Here is a 15,675-nt window from a genome sequence, read left to right as displayed (position 1 = left end):
GTGAAGACCGCGCCCGGCTGGCCGTGGCCTTCGCCACTGCCAAGCTGGCCCGCATCGGCCCCCACCTGCCGGCACGCAGCGAAGTGGAACAACTGGCACGGCAAGTGGAAGTGCAGCACCTACAGTAAGAACGGTTAACAAAACAGCGCAGCATCCCTGAGGCAAGGCGCGCCGACGCAGACAGTACACACAGTACGACCAGGAGGCGCAACGCCGCATCAGGTTTTTTGTTAGCTGCTCTAAACCATCATGCTGCGGGCGGGCAACGCTCACCCACCCCCGCCACGCAGCAGATCATCAGCAAAGCAACAACAACAGGCAGATAAAACTAGGAGATAGACAATGGCAAACCTGCTGGCAGTGATTGCAGCTCCCGATCGCAGCACCCAGTCCATGCTGGCTGGCGAAGCGCTGCGCCAGGCGGCTACCCGGCTGAAACACAAGATCGATGTAGAAATCCACACCGCACAAGGCGTGCAACAGCCGCTGAGCGCCAGCGCCATTGCCGACGCCGACGCCGTGCTGCTGATTGGCGAAGCCGCCGCACAAGACGTGCGCTTTGCCAACAGCCACACCCTGCTCAGCTCGCTGGAAGCCGTGCTGGCCGATGCCGAAGGCCAGCTCAAGGCCAGCCTGAGCGCCCGGACTGCCAGCAGCGCGCTGCGCATTGTCGGCATTACCTCCTGCCCCACCGGCATTGCCCACACCTTCATGGCGGCCGAAGGCCTGAGCCAGGCCGCACAGAAGCTGGGCCACAGCATCCGCGTGGAAACCCAGGGTTCGGTGGGTGCACAGGACACGCTGACGGCGGATGAAATCCGTCTGGCCGATGTGGTGATCATTGCCGCCGACACCCAGGTGGACCTGTCGCGCTTTGTCGGCAAGCGTTTGTTCTCCAGCGGCACCAAACCGGCCATCAACGATGGTGAAAACCTGGTGCGCCGCGCCATTGCCGAAGCCCAGCCGCACGGTGCCAGCCAGGCAGCCAGCAGCCAGACTGCCGCCAGTACCGCTTCCGCAAGCAGCGCCCAGAGCGAGCAGCGCAGCGCGCTTACAAACACCTGATGACCGGTGTGTCCTTCATGCTGCCCTTTGTCACTGCGGGCGGCATCATGATTGCGCTGGCCTTTGCGCTGGGCGGCATTTACGCCTTTGACGACGCGCACAAGGGCACGCTGGCCTGGGCCTTGTTCCAGATTGGCGCCAAGTCCGCCTTTGCGCTGATGGTGCCGATTCTGGCCGGTTATATTTCCTACTCCATCGCCAACCGTCCGGGTATTGCCCCCGGCATGGTGGGTGGCATGCTGGCCGCCAGTCTGGGTTCCGGCTTTCTGGGTGGCATTGCCGCCGGTTTCATTGCCGGTTACGGCACGGATTTCCTCAACAAGAAAATCCAGCTGGGCCGCAACCTTGATGGCCTGAAGCCGGTGCTGATCTTGCCGGTACTGGGTTCCCTGCTGGTGGGCCTGTTGATGATCTACGTCATCGGCACGCCGGTAGCCGGCCTGCTGGCCATGCTGACCGATGCGCTCAAGAGCATGCAGGGCAGCAGCGCCTTGCTGCTGGGCGCCATTCTGGGCGCGATGATGGCCTTTGACATGGGCGGCCCGGTGAACAAGGCAGCCTATGCCTTTGCCACCGGCCTGATTGCCAGCCAGGTGTACACCCCGATGGCCGCGGTAATGGCTGCCGGCATGACTCCGCCGCTGGGCATTGCCCTGGCCACCAAGCTGTTTGCCGACCGCTTTACCGCCGACGAACGCGAAGCCGGCAAAGCCGCTGGCGTACTGGGTATTTCCTTCATCAGTGAAGGTGCCATTCCGTTTGCCGCCCGCGACCCGCTGCGCGTGATTCCGTCGCTGATGGTGGGTTCGGCCGTGACCGGTGCCATCTCCATGGCCATGGGCGTGGAACTGAAAGTACCGCACGGTGGCGTGTTCGTGCTGCCCATCCCCAATGCGGTGACCAATCTGGGTTCCTACCTGGTGGCACTGGTGGTGGGTACGGTACTGACCGCCGTGATGCTGCGCGTACTGAAAAAGCCGCTGGCAGAGTAAGCCTTGAGCGGGCCGGCAACGCAGATCTGCCGCCCGCCTGACGATTACCCTCTCGGGCCAACTCCATTGCGGGTTGGCTATTTTTTTGTCCTGCGTTTTGAAAATCCCGCCATAAAACCCGACGTTTCCAGAGTGCAATCTCCATAGCCGTGCCGGGAGGCGCTGCTATGTTAGGGCCCATCACCTGGCTCTGGAGAACCGCATCATGTCAGATCCTGCCCTGTCCGCCGCCGATGTCAGATTGGGCCTGCGAGAAAAAGCAGGCTATGGACTGGGAGACATGGCGTCCAATCTGTCGTTTGGTGCCGTCTCGCTGTTCCTGCTGTTTTTCTACACCAATATTTTCGGCCTGAGCGCCGGTGAAGCCAGCCTGATTTTCCTGATTGCCCGCATCATCGATGCACTGTTCAACATCCTGCTGGGCTACGCCATCGACCGCACCCACAGCCGCCACGGCAAGCTGCGGCCATACCTGCTGTATGGCGCGCTGCCGCTGGGTGTGCTGACCGTACTGTGCTTCAGCACACCGGACACCAGCTACAAGTTTGCCTATGCCCTGGTGAGCTACACCCTGTATTGCCTAGCCTATACCACGGTGAACACACCCTATTCCGCCATGAACAATATGCTGACCCAGCACACCATGTCGCGCGCCTCGCTGTCGGTGTACCGCATGTTGTTTGCCACGCTGGGTTACTTTGTGGTGTCGGTATATGCCGACCAGTTGATCCGCCGCTTTGCCGACCCGCGCACCGGCTACCAGCTCACCATCGCGCTGTTTGCCGGGCTGGCCACCCTGCTGTTCTACGCCTGTTTTGCCATGACCAGGGAACGCATCCGGCAGGACGAGGATACAGCCCCCAGCCTGCGCCAGATGGTGCAGGCCATTACCGCCAACCGGCCCCTGTTCCAGCTGTCGATGTTTACCGTGTTTACCTATATCGCCTACAGCGTGTGGATGGCCGCCGCCATTTACTACATCAACTACGTACTGCGCGATGAAGCCTATACCGCCAGCTTCTTCGCCATCCAGACCGTGGCCAATCTGGTCGGCACCATTGCCTCGGAACAGCTGATTGCCCGATTCGGCAAGAAAAGACTGACCCTGCTCACCCTGAGCGCAGGCGCATTGGCGCTGGCTTGCCAGTACTGGCTGGCAGGTGACTACCGGCTGGCCATCATGGCCTGCGTCAGCGTGTACGGCGCGGCCATGGGCAGCATCTTTGTCTGCATGTACGCCATGCTGGCCGACACGGTGGAATACGCCGAGTGGCAGCACCATGTGCGTAGCGAGGGGGCCATTTATGGCTATTTCAACTTCATCACCAAGGTGGCCATGGCCATTGCCGGCGGGCTGGCCGGGCTGATCCTGCAATATGCCGGCTACGACGCCGCCCATATCACGCCGCGGGCACAGGACTGGATCGCCCTGATGATGACGCTGATACCCGCCGCCCTGTTCGTGCTCGCCCTGCTGTTCATGCTGCGCTATGCGCTGGACGAAAACAGCTACCGGCACATGCTGGGCCAGATTGCAGCACGCAAGCAGCCCGCCGCCGCCCAGCCACAGGAGCCCTGACATGCGCACCTCCCACACCGAACTGATCGCCCGCATGCGCCCGGCAGACAAGGTCAGGCTGCTCAGCGGCCAGGGTCTGTGGCGCACGGCCAGCCTGCCGCAGCTTGGTATCAGCGACTTTGTCATGACCGACGGCACCTATGGCGTGCGCTATAGCAGCGCGCAGATCGACCAGCAGCAAGGCTGGAATATCAGCGACTTCCTGTCCGTGGTGCAGCAAGACGCGGGCCAGGTGACTGGCGACAGCGACAAGGGCGGCTCCGAGGCACTGTTCGGCCACTCGCGCCCGGCCACCTGCTTTCCCAATGGCTCCAGCCTGGCTTGCAGCTGGGATGTGGCGCTGGTGGAACAAATGGGACGGGCGCTGGGTATCGAATGCCAGTCCATGGGTGTGGGCCTGCTGCTGGGGCCGGGCATCAATATCCGTCGCACCCCGTTGGCCGGACGCGGCTATGAATATTATTCGGAAGATCCGCTGCTTGCCGGCGATCTGGCCGCCGCGCTGATCAAGGGCCTGCAACAACAAGGCGTGGGAGCCTGCCTCAAACACTTTGCCTGCAATAACTCGGAGTTCCAGCGTACCGAGATGGACTCCATCGTCGACGAGCGGGCACTGCGCGAAATCTATCTGTACGGTTTCCAGCGCGCCATTGCCAAAGCGGATCCATGGTCGCTGATGTCCTCCTACAACCGGCTCAACGGCGAACAGACCTCGCAGCACCACTGGCTGCTGACCCGGGTATTGCGCGAGGAATGGGGCTATCAGGGGCTGGTGATGTCGGACTGGTACGGCATCAAGGACCGCCCGGCCTCGCTGTTGGCCGGTAATGAACTGGCCATGCCGGAAAACCCGCTGGACAATGCCGAACTGCTGGCAGCCATCGAACAGGGCCGTATCCCGCAGGAGGTACTCGACCGCGCCTGCCTGCACATGCTGCAACTGATAGCCAAGGTGCATGCCGGTCAGCGCCCAGGCACCGAAGCGGATTTTGCCAGCCACCATCAGCTGGCACGGCAGATTGCCGCCGAATCGCTGGTATTGCTGAAGAACGACCAGGACTTGCTGCCATTGAATGGCCAGCAGCTGCACCGCCTGGCAGTGATTGGCAAACCGGCGAGACAGCCGGTGATCCAGGGTTCGGGCTGTGCCACCACCCAGCCCTGGCAGCTGGACTGTCCGCTGGATGAAATCCGCGCACTGGCAGGCAGCAGCGTGCAGGTCGACTACGCTGTCGGTGCACCGCACGACGAATTCGACGACGAGACAGCACTGCAACATGCCTGCGCCATGGCAGCCGCCGCCGAGGTGGCCGTGGTATTTGTCAGCACGCCCATCGGGGTGGATGGTGAAAACGGTGACCGCCAGCATCTGGGCCTGCTGGCCAGTCATGAGCGACTGATTCCCCGGCTGGCCGCCGTGCAGCCCAAGCTGGTGGTGGTGCTGTGCAATGGTGATGCCGTGCTGATGCCCTGGCTGCCGCAGGTGCCAGCGGTGCTGGAATGTTTCTTTGCCGGTCAGGGCATGGGCCAGGCGGTGGCTGCCACGCTGTTTGGCCACAACAACCCCAGCGGCAAGCTCACCACCACCCTGCCCAATACGCTGGAAGAAACCCCGGCCTATCTGCACTACCCCGGCGAAAATGGCCGCCACCTGTATGGCGAAGGCTTGTTCGTCGGCTACCGCTATTACGACAAACGCCAGATGCAGCCGCTGTTTCCGTTTGGCTTTGGCCTGAGCTACACCCGTTTCGACTACCAGAACCTGCAACTCTCCAGCAACAGCATGGACGAGCACGGCAGCGTGACCGTCTGCGTTGACATCCACAATCGTGGCACCCGCGCCGGCAAGGAGATCGTGCAGCTGTACATTGCACCACCACCTTCTACGCTGGCGCGGCCAGTGCAGGCCTTGCGCGGCTTTGTCAAACTGGACATCCCGGCAGGAAGCATGCAGCGGGCACAGTTCACGCTGCAAGGCGAGGATCTTGCCTATTACGACCCGGCCCACGCGGCCTGGATAGTAGAAGGTGGCCAGTATGAAATCCGCATCGGTGCATCCAGCCGCGACATTCGCCAGCAAGCCATGCTGGTAGTCGACAGCAAACCGCTGTATCCCAGGCTGAGGGCAGACTCCTCGCTGGTACAGCTCACCCGGCATCCGCCCATGCTGCAGGCGGTGGCCGAACTGGTTGCGAGCAAGTGCCCGCTCAGTGTGGACGAGGCCCGCGCCAAACTGGTGAATATGGCTCCCGATATGTTCGGCGGCCTGTTCATCACCCTCACCGCCATGCTGGGGCTAGACATCAGCCGGGCAGAACTGCAGCAACTGCTGGAGCAGGACGCGCACACAAGGCCCTGACCCGGCTGTTGCGGTGTCGCGGTTTTTTCATCGCCGCGTCAAGCCACTGTCACACACGGCAGCGACAATGACGGCCATACCATCTCTGGTGCCGGGCTGTCTCTTGTTCCGTTGTTTCTCTCGGCTTTACTCTCAGGCCAACTCCGTTGCGGGTTGGCAATTTTTTTGTCTCATCGACTGCCGGACCGGTCTGCACCGGGTAAATAAAGGCAAAAGTCGGCAGCAAAGGCTTGCTGGCACGCCAGACCCTCTGCATGGTTAGCTGTTTTCCACCGCCAGGCCTACGCCGCATGATTACCGCCACCACTCCGCAGGCAGTCCACTATCCGCCACTCACCCCGTCCGCACCGGCCAACAGCCCCGCCCCCGGCACGGCAACACCAGCCGCCGCGCCCACTAGCCCGGAGGTGCCAACCACACCGGATGGCCGCATCAATACCTACGCCTGATCAGCTCGCGTCATGGTCGACATCCATCACCGCAGGCCGCAGTACCATGTGCTTGTCCGTGCCGGTGGAGACCCTGCCGCGCCGTATCGCACATTGTGCTTTGTCCACCTTGCGGCCCCTGCTGGCTGCCCTGCCCTGTACATAGCCATCGTCTTGCCGCCGGTTTGGCGCTAGACTGCCGGCTGCCCTGTCAGCCTGCACTTACCCATGAAATCGAAATCTTCTTCCGGCGGCCTGGTTTACTCCACCGAACATGGCCGCATGTGCCCCGACTGCCGCCAGCCGCTTGATGCCTGTATCTGCCAGCAATCCACCCTGCCCAGTGGTGATGGCATCGTGCGTGTCAGCCGGGAAAACAAGGGCCGTGGCGGCAAGACCGTCACCGTGGTAAAAGGCGTGCTGCGCGATGCGGCCGGCCTGACGGCCTTGGGCAAGCAGCTGAAAAACGCTTGCGGCAGCGGCGGGACGGTGAAAGACGGCTGCATCGAAATCCAGGGAGATCATGTCGCCACCGTCATCAGCACGCTGCAAAAGCAGGGCTTCACGGTAAAACGTGCCGGCGGCTGAATTCGGCAGGCCCAGCGAGCGGTGTTTCGTGGGCCAATGCCTCAGCCAGCACCATTGATCTTGCTGAAAAAATACAACAATAATTTTTACAATGTGAAAATTTAAGTCATTTTTTTCACAAAACTTCAATCTGCCTGCGTATGCTGGCAGACATGACAGCAATCACAGACACCCCACTCAAGAACAGCAGCCAGCCCGACCCGACCTGGCTGGGTGAACAAATCCGCCAGTTGCGCAAGCTGCGCAAACTGTCCTTGCAGCAATTGAGCAGCGCCACCGGCCGCTCCATCGGCTTTCTCTCCCAGCTGGAGCGCGGCAAAAGCCAGCCCAGCGTTTCCGACCTCAACAAGCTGGCCACCGCCCTGGCCGTGCCCTATGGCGTGTTCTTCAGCCAGGCCCCGGCGCATGAGCGCGGGCTGGTGGTACGCCAGGCACACCGCCCGGTACTGCACTACGCCGACGGTGTCAGTGACGCCTTGCTCTCGCCCGGCTTTGCCGGTGGCTTGCAACTGATGCTCACCCGCTTTGCCCCCGGTGCCAGCTCCGGCCCGCAAACCCTCAGCCACGGCGGCGATCAGGGTGGCATGGTGCTGTGCGGCAGCCTGGAGCTATGGGTGGACGAACAATGCCACCTGCTGGCAGCAGGCGACAGCTTCAGCTTCAACAGCAGCCGACCACACCGCTATTGCAATCCCGGTCATGAAGAAGCCCAGGTGGTTTGGGCATACACCGTCAGCGCCTGAAGCGCCGCCGTCAATCACAGCAAGGAGACACCATGTTTGAATCCGCCCGCCACTATCCGCCCAGCTGGTATGCCGCCACCAGCACCGCCCAGCAAATCGAGCGCCCGGCGCTGACCCAGGATATGGATGTGGATGTACTGGTGGTGGGCGCGGGCTTTACCGGCCTGTATACCGCACACAATCTGGCCGATGCCGGCGTCAACGTGGCCGTGATCGAGGCCAGCCGGGTGGGCTGGGCGGCAAGCGGGCGTAATGGCGGGCAGATCATCCTGGGGTTTTCCTGTGATATGCCCCCGATTGAAGCCGCGCTGGGGCTGGAAGCGGCACAGGAAATCTGGCAACTGCTGCGCAGTGCCGCCGCCGACATCCGTCACAAGATCAGCCATCACCACATCGACTGCGAACTGGCAGAAGGCCATTTGTGGACATCGGTGCTGTGGCAACGCATCAGGCTGCTGTCGGAGTGGCAGGAACATGCGGCACGGCATTATGGCTATGAAGCGCTGGAATTCGTGCCACGCAAGGACCTGCCACAGCACGTCGGCTCGGAACGCTATGTCGCAGGGCTGATCGACCACGAAGGTGGCCACTTTCATCCGCTCAAATACATTCTGGGACTGGCCCGCGCCGCCGAGGGCAAGGGCGTGCGCCTGTTCGAGCAGACCCGCGCACTGTCCTATGCCAGCCAGGGCGATGGCTGCGTGGTACACACGCCGCAGGGGCGTATCCGCTGCCGTAAGCTGGTGCTGGCCACCAATGCCTACATCGACCGGCTGGACCCGGCGCTGGCCGCCAAAGTGATGCCGGTCGGCACCTATATGATTGCCACCGAACCCTTGCCGGAAGAAGTTGCCCGGCAACTGCTGCCCAGCAATATGGCGGTATCGGACAACCAGTTCATCCTGGACTACTTCCGCCTGACGGCGGATCGCAGCCTGCTGTTCGGCGGCAAATGCACCTACTCCGGCCGCACACCGGCCAATCTTACCGCCAGCATGCGTGCCGACCTGCTGCGGGTGTTTCCGCAACTGGCCCCTTACCGCATCACCCACACCTGGGGCGGCCATATCGACATCACCGTGCCACGCACCCCGGACTTCGGTTGCAACGGGAATGTGTACTGGGCACAGGGTTTCTCCGGCCATGGCGTGGTGCCCACCTGTGCCGCCGGACGGGTACTGGCCAATGCCATTCTGGGTGACGAGCATCTGCTGCAACACTTCATGCGCCTGTCCAACCCGGCCTTCCCCGGCGGCCGCTGCTGCGTGTGCCCTTGCAGGCTGCCGGCATGCTGTATTACCGCCTGCGCGACTACGCCATCCCCGGCCTGAGTTACTGACCCATCTGCCCTGCTCCACCTGATGGCCCCGTCAGGGGCCGTCTCGTGCTCAAACCTGAATATTGCTGCTTTCAGCGCCAGACGCTGCCCGCCTCATGCCTGCCGCACAAACGGTTGACCATCCACATCACCAGCCGCAACAGCAGCACGGCCCCCGACCTCCAGCAAAACCGACCCGAGTTGCCCACCAAGTGCCGAGGCATGCATACCCATCGGTATCACCACGCCCTCCCGGCAGCCTGCTCATTCCAACCAACTCCGCTGAATTCATTAGTCATTCTCTGAGCTATCCCTTTCATTCTTCCGTCATCAACCGGATTTTTGCCTCAACCCAATCAGCATTTTCAGAACACAGCAAATGACTATTGAATGAAAAAACACCATGCAATATGGTTTTTGGAACAATAAAAATCGTTAAACATCAAAAACTTGCAGAAAGTACAGCCTACACAATGGCTGAGCTAGCTGCAGCAGACCACTACGGAGCAAGCAACCATGGCTGACAGTTTCCAGAAAGAAGTCCCTCCTGCCCGCGTCAATATCACGCTAGACCTGCACACCGGCGGTGCCCGCAAAAAGCTGGAGCTGCCGCTCAAGCTGTTGGTGCTGGGCGACTTCAGCCAACGCGACGATGGCACCCCGCTCGCGGAAAAAACCAGACATCGCATCGACAAGAACAACTTCGATTCCGTGCTGGCCGACTACCACCCCACCCTGCGTCTGGGTGTGGAAAACACGCTGGCCGGTGATGGGTCGGAGCTGCCGGTCACGCTGGACTTCAACAGCCTGCGTGACTTTCACCCCGAACAGGTAGTGCGCCAGATTCCCGAACTGGCCGCCCTGCTGGCCATGCGCAATCTGCTGCGCGACCTGAAATCCAATCTGCTGGACAACGCAGCCTTCCGGCGCGAGCTGGAAAAGATCATGAAAGACGAGCAGCTGTCCCGCAGCCTGCGCGCCGAGCTGGAACACATCGCCCCACTGGACGCCCCCCAAGCCTGATCACCCAGGATCACCAAGGAAAACACATGGAAAATACCAGCCAGCCCAGCAATAGCGCCGTACTGGATGTCGACACCGCGACAGATGGCGGCGTGTACGGTGCACTGTGCAGTCGCATCAACCTGACACCGGTCAGCCACGCACCCGCAGTGGAGGTCTTCCGCAATCAGGATGCCCTGTCCGAGGCCAGCCTCGATGAACGCATCACCGTGGCCGTCAATGTCTTTCTCAAGCTGGTGCAGGAATCAGCACTCAAGGTAGACCGGCTGGACAAGAGCCTGCTCGACTATCACATCGACCGCATTGATGCCCAGATCAGCCGCCAGCTGGATGCCGTGCTGCATCACCCGGACTTTCAGCGTACCGAATCGGCCTGGCGCGGCCTGAAGTTTCTGGTGGATCGCACCGATTTTCGCAAGAACATCAAGATCGAATTGCTGGATGTCTCCAAGGAAGCCCTGCGCCAGGATTTTGACGACAGCCCGGAAGTGATACAAAGCGGCCTGTACCGCCACACCTACATCCAGGAATACGATACCCCCGGTGGTGAACCCATCGGTGCCATCATCGCCGACTACGAATTCGACCGCGGCCCTCAGGACATTGCCCTGCTGCGCAATGTCTCCAAGGTATCCGCCGCTGCCCACATGCCGTTCATCGCCTCGGTGGGTGCTGCCTTCTTCGGCAAGGACAGCATGGAAGAAGTGGCCGCCATCCAGGATGTGGCCAACTATTTTGACCGCGCCGAATACATCAAGTGGAAAAGCTTCCGCGACACCGACGACGCCCGCTATGTCGGCCTTACCCTGCCGCGCTTCCTGGCCCGCCTGCCCTACGGGCCGGACACCGTACCGGTACGCAGCTTCAACTACTGCGAACAGGTAAAAGGACCGGACCACCAGCGCTATCTGTGGGCCAATGCCTCCTTTGCCTTTGCCGCCAATATGGTGCGCAGCTTCATTCACAATGGCTGGTGCGTGCAAATTCGCGGTCCGCAAGCTGGCGGGCTGGTGGAAGACCTGCCCATCCACCTGTACGACCTGGGCACCGGCAACCAGATCAAGATTCCCACCGAAGTGCTGATTCCGGAAACCCGCGAGTTTGAATTCGCCAACCTCGGCTTCACCCCGCTGTCCTTCTACAAGAACCGTGATTACGCCTGCTTCTTCTCTGCCAACTCGGTACAGAAACCGGCGCTTTACGAAACCCGGGAAGCCACCGCCAACAGTCGCATCAATGCCCGCCTGCCCTACATCTTCCTGCTGTCGCGCATTGCCCATTACCTGAAGCTGATCCAGCGCGAAAACATTGGCACCACCAAGGACCGCCGGGTGCTGGAGCTGGAGCTCAACAGCTGGATCAAGAATCTGGTGACCGAGATGACCGACCCAGCCGACGAGCTGCAGGCATCCCACCCGCTGCGCGAAGCACGCGTCGTGGTGGAGGACATCGACGATAACCCGGGCTTCTTCAAGATCAAGCTGTTCATCGTGCCGCACTTCCAGGTGGAGGGCATGGACATCAGCCTGTCGCTGGTATCGCAAATGCCCAAGGCCAAAAACAGCTAAGCACGCACCGGCTTGCCCGGCCTTGTGCCGGGCAAGCCCATGCCATTGCGACATTTCACACCGCCATTCCCACTGCCATCAACCGGACCTTTCATGAAACCAGACTGGCTTACCCGCCTGATCCGCCAGGACAGCACCGGCATTGCCCAGACCGATGCAATCACAGATATTGCCCTGCTGGTGCAGCCGTGTCAGGCAGACAAACCCTGCGGTGAAGACGTCGGACAGCATGAGGTTTTCCTCCAACTCAAGGACAACCTGTCCCGGCTGAGCGGGCTGGATTGTGTGGCACTGGAGCAGGATTGCCGGGTACTGCTGCAACAAGGCAAGGACCTGCGCCCGGCGGTGTATCTGGTTTACGCCTGGATGCGTCAGCATGGCTGGAACGGGCTGTACCAGGGATTGGAATTGCTCTGCGGACTCACCCAGCACTATGGCCAAGACTTGTACCCGACACGTCCGGCAGCCCGCCATGCCATTCTGGGCTGGCTTGGCAGCAGCAAGGTGCTGGACTGGCTACAAAACCTGGATGCGCCAGCCCAGGCGCTACGCCAGGCGCTGCAGCAACATCTGGACACGCTGACCGGGCAATGGGCAGAGCATGGCATCGTGCTGGACGATGCCTGGGCCGGACTGCGCAGCATGCTGGCCAGCACTGCCAGCGATAGTCCGCTTGACGCCACTTCTCCCCCGGCAACAGGGCAAGAAAGTCATCCGGCAGGCCAGCACGTCATTGAGTCCAATCAGATGCTGCTGGAACAATTGCGCGCCATGTGCGGCTATCTGCGACAGCAGCCACAAGGCGCGTTTGCCGCATTCCGGCTGGCGCGCGTCGTGCGCTGGGACAGCATTGCCCAGCCCCCGCCACATGATGGCCAGCAGCGCACCCGCCTGCCCGCGCCTCGGCCCGAACTACGCCAGACACTCACCCGCCTGCTGTTGCAAAAGCAATGGCATGCCCTGCTGGAGAAAACCGACTCCGCCTTTCTGGAAGCCGCCAATCACTTCTGGCTCGATCTGCAATACCTGGCCTGGCAGGCGCTGGGCCAGTTGGGCGAGTCACATCAGCACTGGCGCGACATCGCACTCAGCGACATTGCGCTGATGCGTCACCGCCTGTGCGGTATCGAACAATTATGCTTTGCCGACGGCAGTCCGTTTGCCGACGACAACACACTGGAATGGCTGGCCAGCCAGGCCGTGGTGTACGACCTCAGCGGCAGCGACAAAGAGCTGGCCTCACCCCTGATTTCCGTCACCAGCACCGATCTCACGGATATCGGACAACAAGCCCGGCTGCTAGCCGAACAACAGGGACTGGAAGCCGCACTGGGCTGGCTGCAAACACTGCCCCGTCCATTAGGCCTGCGCCAACAGGCCCAGCAACTGCTGTTGACGGCCCAGCTGGCAGAGTCCTGTGGCCGGGCAGATATTGCGCTGGGCATTGTCAGCGGTCTGGAACAAGAGCTGTGCAGCCAGGAAATCTGCCGCTGGGACCCGGAGCTGGTCTTCGACATCAAGGCCAGCCATCTGCAACTGCTACGCCAGCGCGGGCGACGCAAGGATGTCGACAAGCAAACCCTGCATGGGCAAATGCAACGCCTGCAGCAGGACATGAGCCTGCTCAACCCCTTGCGCACCGCGCTGCTCTCCAGCCAATGAACCGGGCTTGCCAGTGATGAACGACCAGACCCTGCATTACTACGCAGCCGAAATGCGCTACCTGCGCGAAGCCGGCAAGGCATTTGCCCAGGCGCATCCCGATCAGGCCGCCCTGCTGAACCTGGACAATGTCGGCCACCCCGACCCCATGGTCGAACGCCTGCTAGAAGGCTTTGCCTTTCTGATGGGCAAGTTGCAGCAAAAGCTCGACGACGATGTACCGGAGCTGACCGAAAACCTGGTCGGCCTGCTGTGGCCACATTACTTGCGCATGATACCGGCACTCACCGTGATGGCGTTTCGCACCAGCAAGGGTGTGCTGCAGCAAGCCGAGCAACTGCCTGCCGGCACCAGCCTGCTGAGCAGCACGCTTGGCGAAGCGGCCAGCGTGTGCCAGTACCGCACCACCCGCGACTTGCAACTGCTGCCGCTGCAACTGCAGCAGGCCAGGCTGGAAGAAAGCGATGATGGCAGCCAACTGATTCGCCTGGGGCTGGAACTGGAAGCCCAGGCCAATCGCGACAGTCTGGACCTATCCACCCTGCCACTGTTTCTCAACGCCGACCCGCCCATCGCCTTTGCCCTGCTGCACGCACTGACCCAGCCAGGTGTCAGGCTGGTATTGAAAGCCAGCGGCGAGGATGTGGTGATCAGTACCGCACTGTCACTCCGGCAAAGCGGCTTTGCCAGCGACGACACCCTGTGGCCCAGGCCGCCAACGGCACACGGCGGCTACCCGCTGCTGATGGAATACTTTGCCTTCCGGGAGAAATTCCTGTTTGTCGAATTGTGCGGACTGAATGCCACACAACTGCCAGCGCATGGCCGCTTTGACATCGAAATCCACCTGTCCAGCCGCTTCCCGGCCGGGTTGCCGTTCGACCAGCAGGCCTTCCAGCTGCATTGTGTGCCGGCCATCAATCTGTTCGAGGTGGAAGCCGAGCCGATTCATGTTGATCATCGCCAGCAGGCCTACCGGGTCATTCCGGTATTGCATGATGGCAATCATGTCGAAACCTTCTCGGTCGACAGTGTGCAAGCCTTCGATCACCACAGCGGGCAACGTCATGACTACCTGCCGTTTCGCAGCTTTCGCCACCGCGGCGGCATGCTGCGCCACGAAGCCCCGGAACGTTACTACCACACCCATACACGCCAGAGCGCCAGTGGTCATTACGATAGCTGGCTGATGCTGGGAGGCCATCAATGGCAGGAACAGACCGAGCTGGAACCGGAAACCCTGTCGCTGAAACTGACCGGCACCAATGGCATGGTGCCACGCCAGGCACTGCGCCAGACCCAGCGCGTGACACTGCGCCAACATCGCAGTGCCGTTGCCGCAGTCCATCATCTGCTGCCTTACAGCCTGCCTTGCCACCCGCCGCGTGAGGACAGATTCCAATGGCGCGTGCTGTCCCATCTGGCCAGCAACTACCTGTCCTTGCTGAATGCCGAAACCCTGCGCGGCACGCTGGCACTGTACGACTGGACCGACGACCCACTGAACCGCCGTCGCCTGCAGTCCATTGTCGATGTCTCCCATCAACTGGTGCGCAAGGTTGAGCAAGGCTGCGTGATGCAGGGTGTCGCCATCGACATCACCCTGGACCAGACCGGCTTTACCGGCGAGGGTGACCTGTATCTGTTTGCCACCCTGCTGGATCATTTTCTGGCGAGCTATGCCGATCTGAACCTGTTTACCCGCTTGCGGGTACTGGTTCAGCCAAGCGGCCGCACCTTGCAATGGGAGGATCGCATATGTCTGCGCCCTCCCCTCTGATTCAGGCCATGCTGCCGCAGGCGGACCTGTTCAATTTCTACCGCTTCTGCCAACTGATAGAACTGGCCAGCGAGCCGCCTTGCACCCTGGCGGGCTCAGACAGTGTCGCGACAGAACCCGTCAGGTTCCGTTCACACCCGGCATATGGCTTTCCGGTATCCGAGCTGCACTATCAGCCAGAACCATACAGCGATACACCGCACCCCGTCCTTGCGGTCTACACCCGCTTTCTTGGTCTGACCGGCGTGGATGGCGTGCTGCCGCAGCACATCGGCAACGACCAGGTCACCCGTCGCGAAGGCCACGAAGCGCTCACCGACTTTCTCGACCTGTTCCATCACCGCATCATCACCCGCTATTACGCCATCTGGCGCAAATACCACTACCCGGCAGGCTTTCGCCCCGGCGGGCAGGACCGCCTGTCGCAAGCCTTGCTGGGCCTGGCTGGCCGCGCCTTGCCCGGTCAGCAAACCGGGCTGAGCCCTGCTCGCTGGCTGGCCTTGCTGGGCCCGCTCAGCCAGCGCACCCGCACCGCACATGGCCTGCTGGCTGCCGTGCAGCACGTGCTGC

The 15,675-nt window shown here is 61.5% G+C and carries 13 protein-coding genes; all 13 read left to right on the top strand.

Annotation, left to right across the window (positions count from 1 at the left end):
• The first annotated feature begins 342 nt into the window (after window positions 1-342).
• Window positions 343-1,065 carry a PTS fructose transporter subunit IIB gene (locus AWT75_RS23220; protein ID WP_239689666.1) on the top strand — a complete coding sequence of 241 codons (723 nt, stop codon included), beginning with the start codon at window positions 343-345 and terminating at the stop codon, window positions 1,063-1,065.
• Window positions 1,065-2,057 (top strand): PTS fructose transporter subunit IIC, encoded by a 993-nt coding sequence (locus AWT75_RS23215; RefSeq protein ID WP_239689665.1) that lies wholly within the window; start codon window positions 1,065-1,067, stop codon window positions 2,055-2,057. The genes AWT75_RS23220 and AWT75_RS23215 overlap by 1 nt, the downstream gene beginning before the upstream one ends.
• 205 nt (window positions 2,058-2,262) lie before the next feature.
• On the top strand, window positions 2,263-3,636 hold the full coding sequence (locus AWT75_RS18935) for an MFS transporter (protein WP_062791206.1): 1,374 nt from the start codon (window positions 2,263-2,265) through the stop codon (window positions 3,634-3,636).
• Between the two features lies 1 nt (window position 3,637).
• Window positions 3,638-5,995: a beta-glucosidase gene (locus tag AWT75_RS18930; protein ID WP_062791204.1), complete on the top strand. Its 2,358-nt coding sequence runs from the start codon at window positions 3,638-3,640 to the stop codon at window positions 5,993-5,995.
• Between the two features lie 290 nt (window positions 5,996-6,285).
• Window positions 6,286-6,444 (top strand): hypothetical protein, encoded by a 159-nt coding sequence (locus tag AWT75_RS21755; RefSeq protein ID WP_156156919.1) that lies wholly within the window; start codon window positions 6,286-6,288, stop codon window positions 6,442-6,444.
• A gap of 207 nt (window positions 6,445-6,651) precedes the next feature.
• Entirely contained in the window at window positions 6,652-7,011 is a 360-nt protein-coding gene (locus tag AWT75_RS18920; protein ID WP_045846188.1) for a translation initiation factor Sui1, read from the top strand.
• 152 nt (window positions 7,012-7,163) lie between these two features.
• Window positions 7,164-7,754 carry a helix-turn-helix domain-containing protein gene (locus AWT75_RS18915; RefSeq protein ID WP_161937779.1) on the top strand — a complete coding sequence of 197 codons (591 nt, stop codon included), beginning with the start codon at window positions 7,164-7,166 and terminating at the stop codon, window positions 7,752-7,754.
• Between the two features lie 32 nt (window positions 7,755-7,786).
• Window positions 7,787-9,085, top strand: coding sequence for an NAD(P)/FAD-dependent oxidoreductase (locus AWT75_RS18910; RefSeq protein ID WP_239689664.1), 1,299 nt, complete (start codon window positions 7,787-7,789; stop codon window positions 9,083-9,085).
• 503 nt (window positions 9,086-9,588) lie between these two features.
• Window positions 9,589-10,095 (top strand): type VI secretion system contractile sheath small subunit, encoded by a 507-nt coding sequence (tssB, locus tag AWT75_RS18905; RefSeq protein ID WP_062791198.1) that lies wholly within the window; start codon window positions 9,589-9,591, stop codon window positions 10,093-10,095.
• Between the two features lie 26 nt (window positions 10,096-10,121).
• Complete coding sequence (gene tssC / locus AWT75_RS18900; RefSeq protein WP_062791196.1) at window positions 10,122-11,663, top strand: type VI secretion system contractile sheath large subunit; 1,542 nt, start codon at window positions 10,122-10,124, stop codon at window positions 11,661-11,663.
• Between the two features lie 93 nt (window positions 11,664-11,756).
• On the top strand, window positions 11,757-13,325 hold the full coding sequence (tssA, locus tag AWT75_RS18895) for a type VI secretion system protein TssA (RefSeq protein WP_052693889.1): 1,569 nt from the start codon (window positions 11,757-11,759) through the stop codon (window positions 13,323-13,325).
• Between the two features lie 16 nt (window positions 13,326-13,341).
• Entirely contained in the window at window positions 13,342-15,105 is a 1,764-nt protein-coding gene (gene tssF / locus AWT75_RS18890; protein WP_062791194.1) for a type VI secretion system baseplate subunit TssF, read from the top strand.
• Window positions 15,084-15,675, top strand: a 592-nt coding sequence (tssG, locus tag AWT75_RS18885; RefSeq protein WP_161937778.1) for a type VI secretion system baseplate subunit TssG, incomplete at its 3' end; no start/stop codon positions are given. The genes tssF and tssG, both read left to right, overlap by 22 nt.

It is taken from the genome of Aquitalea pelogenes (genome assembly GCF_001515305.1).
GTDB classification, from domain to species: Bacteria; Pseudomonadota; Gammaproteobacteria; order Burkholderiales; family Chromobacteriaceae; genus Aquitalea; species Aquitalea pelogenes.
Note: the sequence above shows the minus strand (reverse complement) of the source record. Positions and strands in the feature narration are given on the sequence as shown.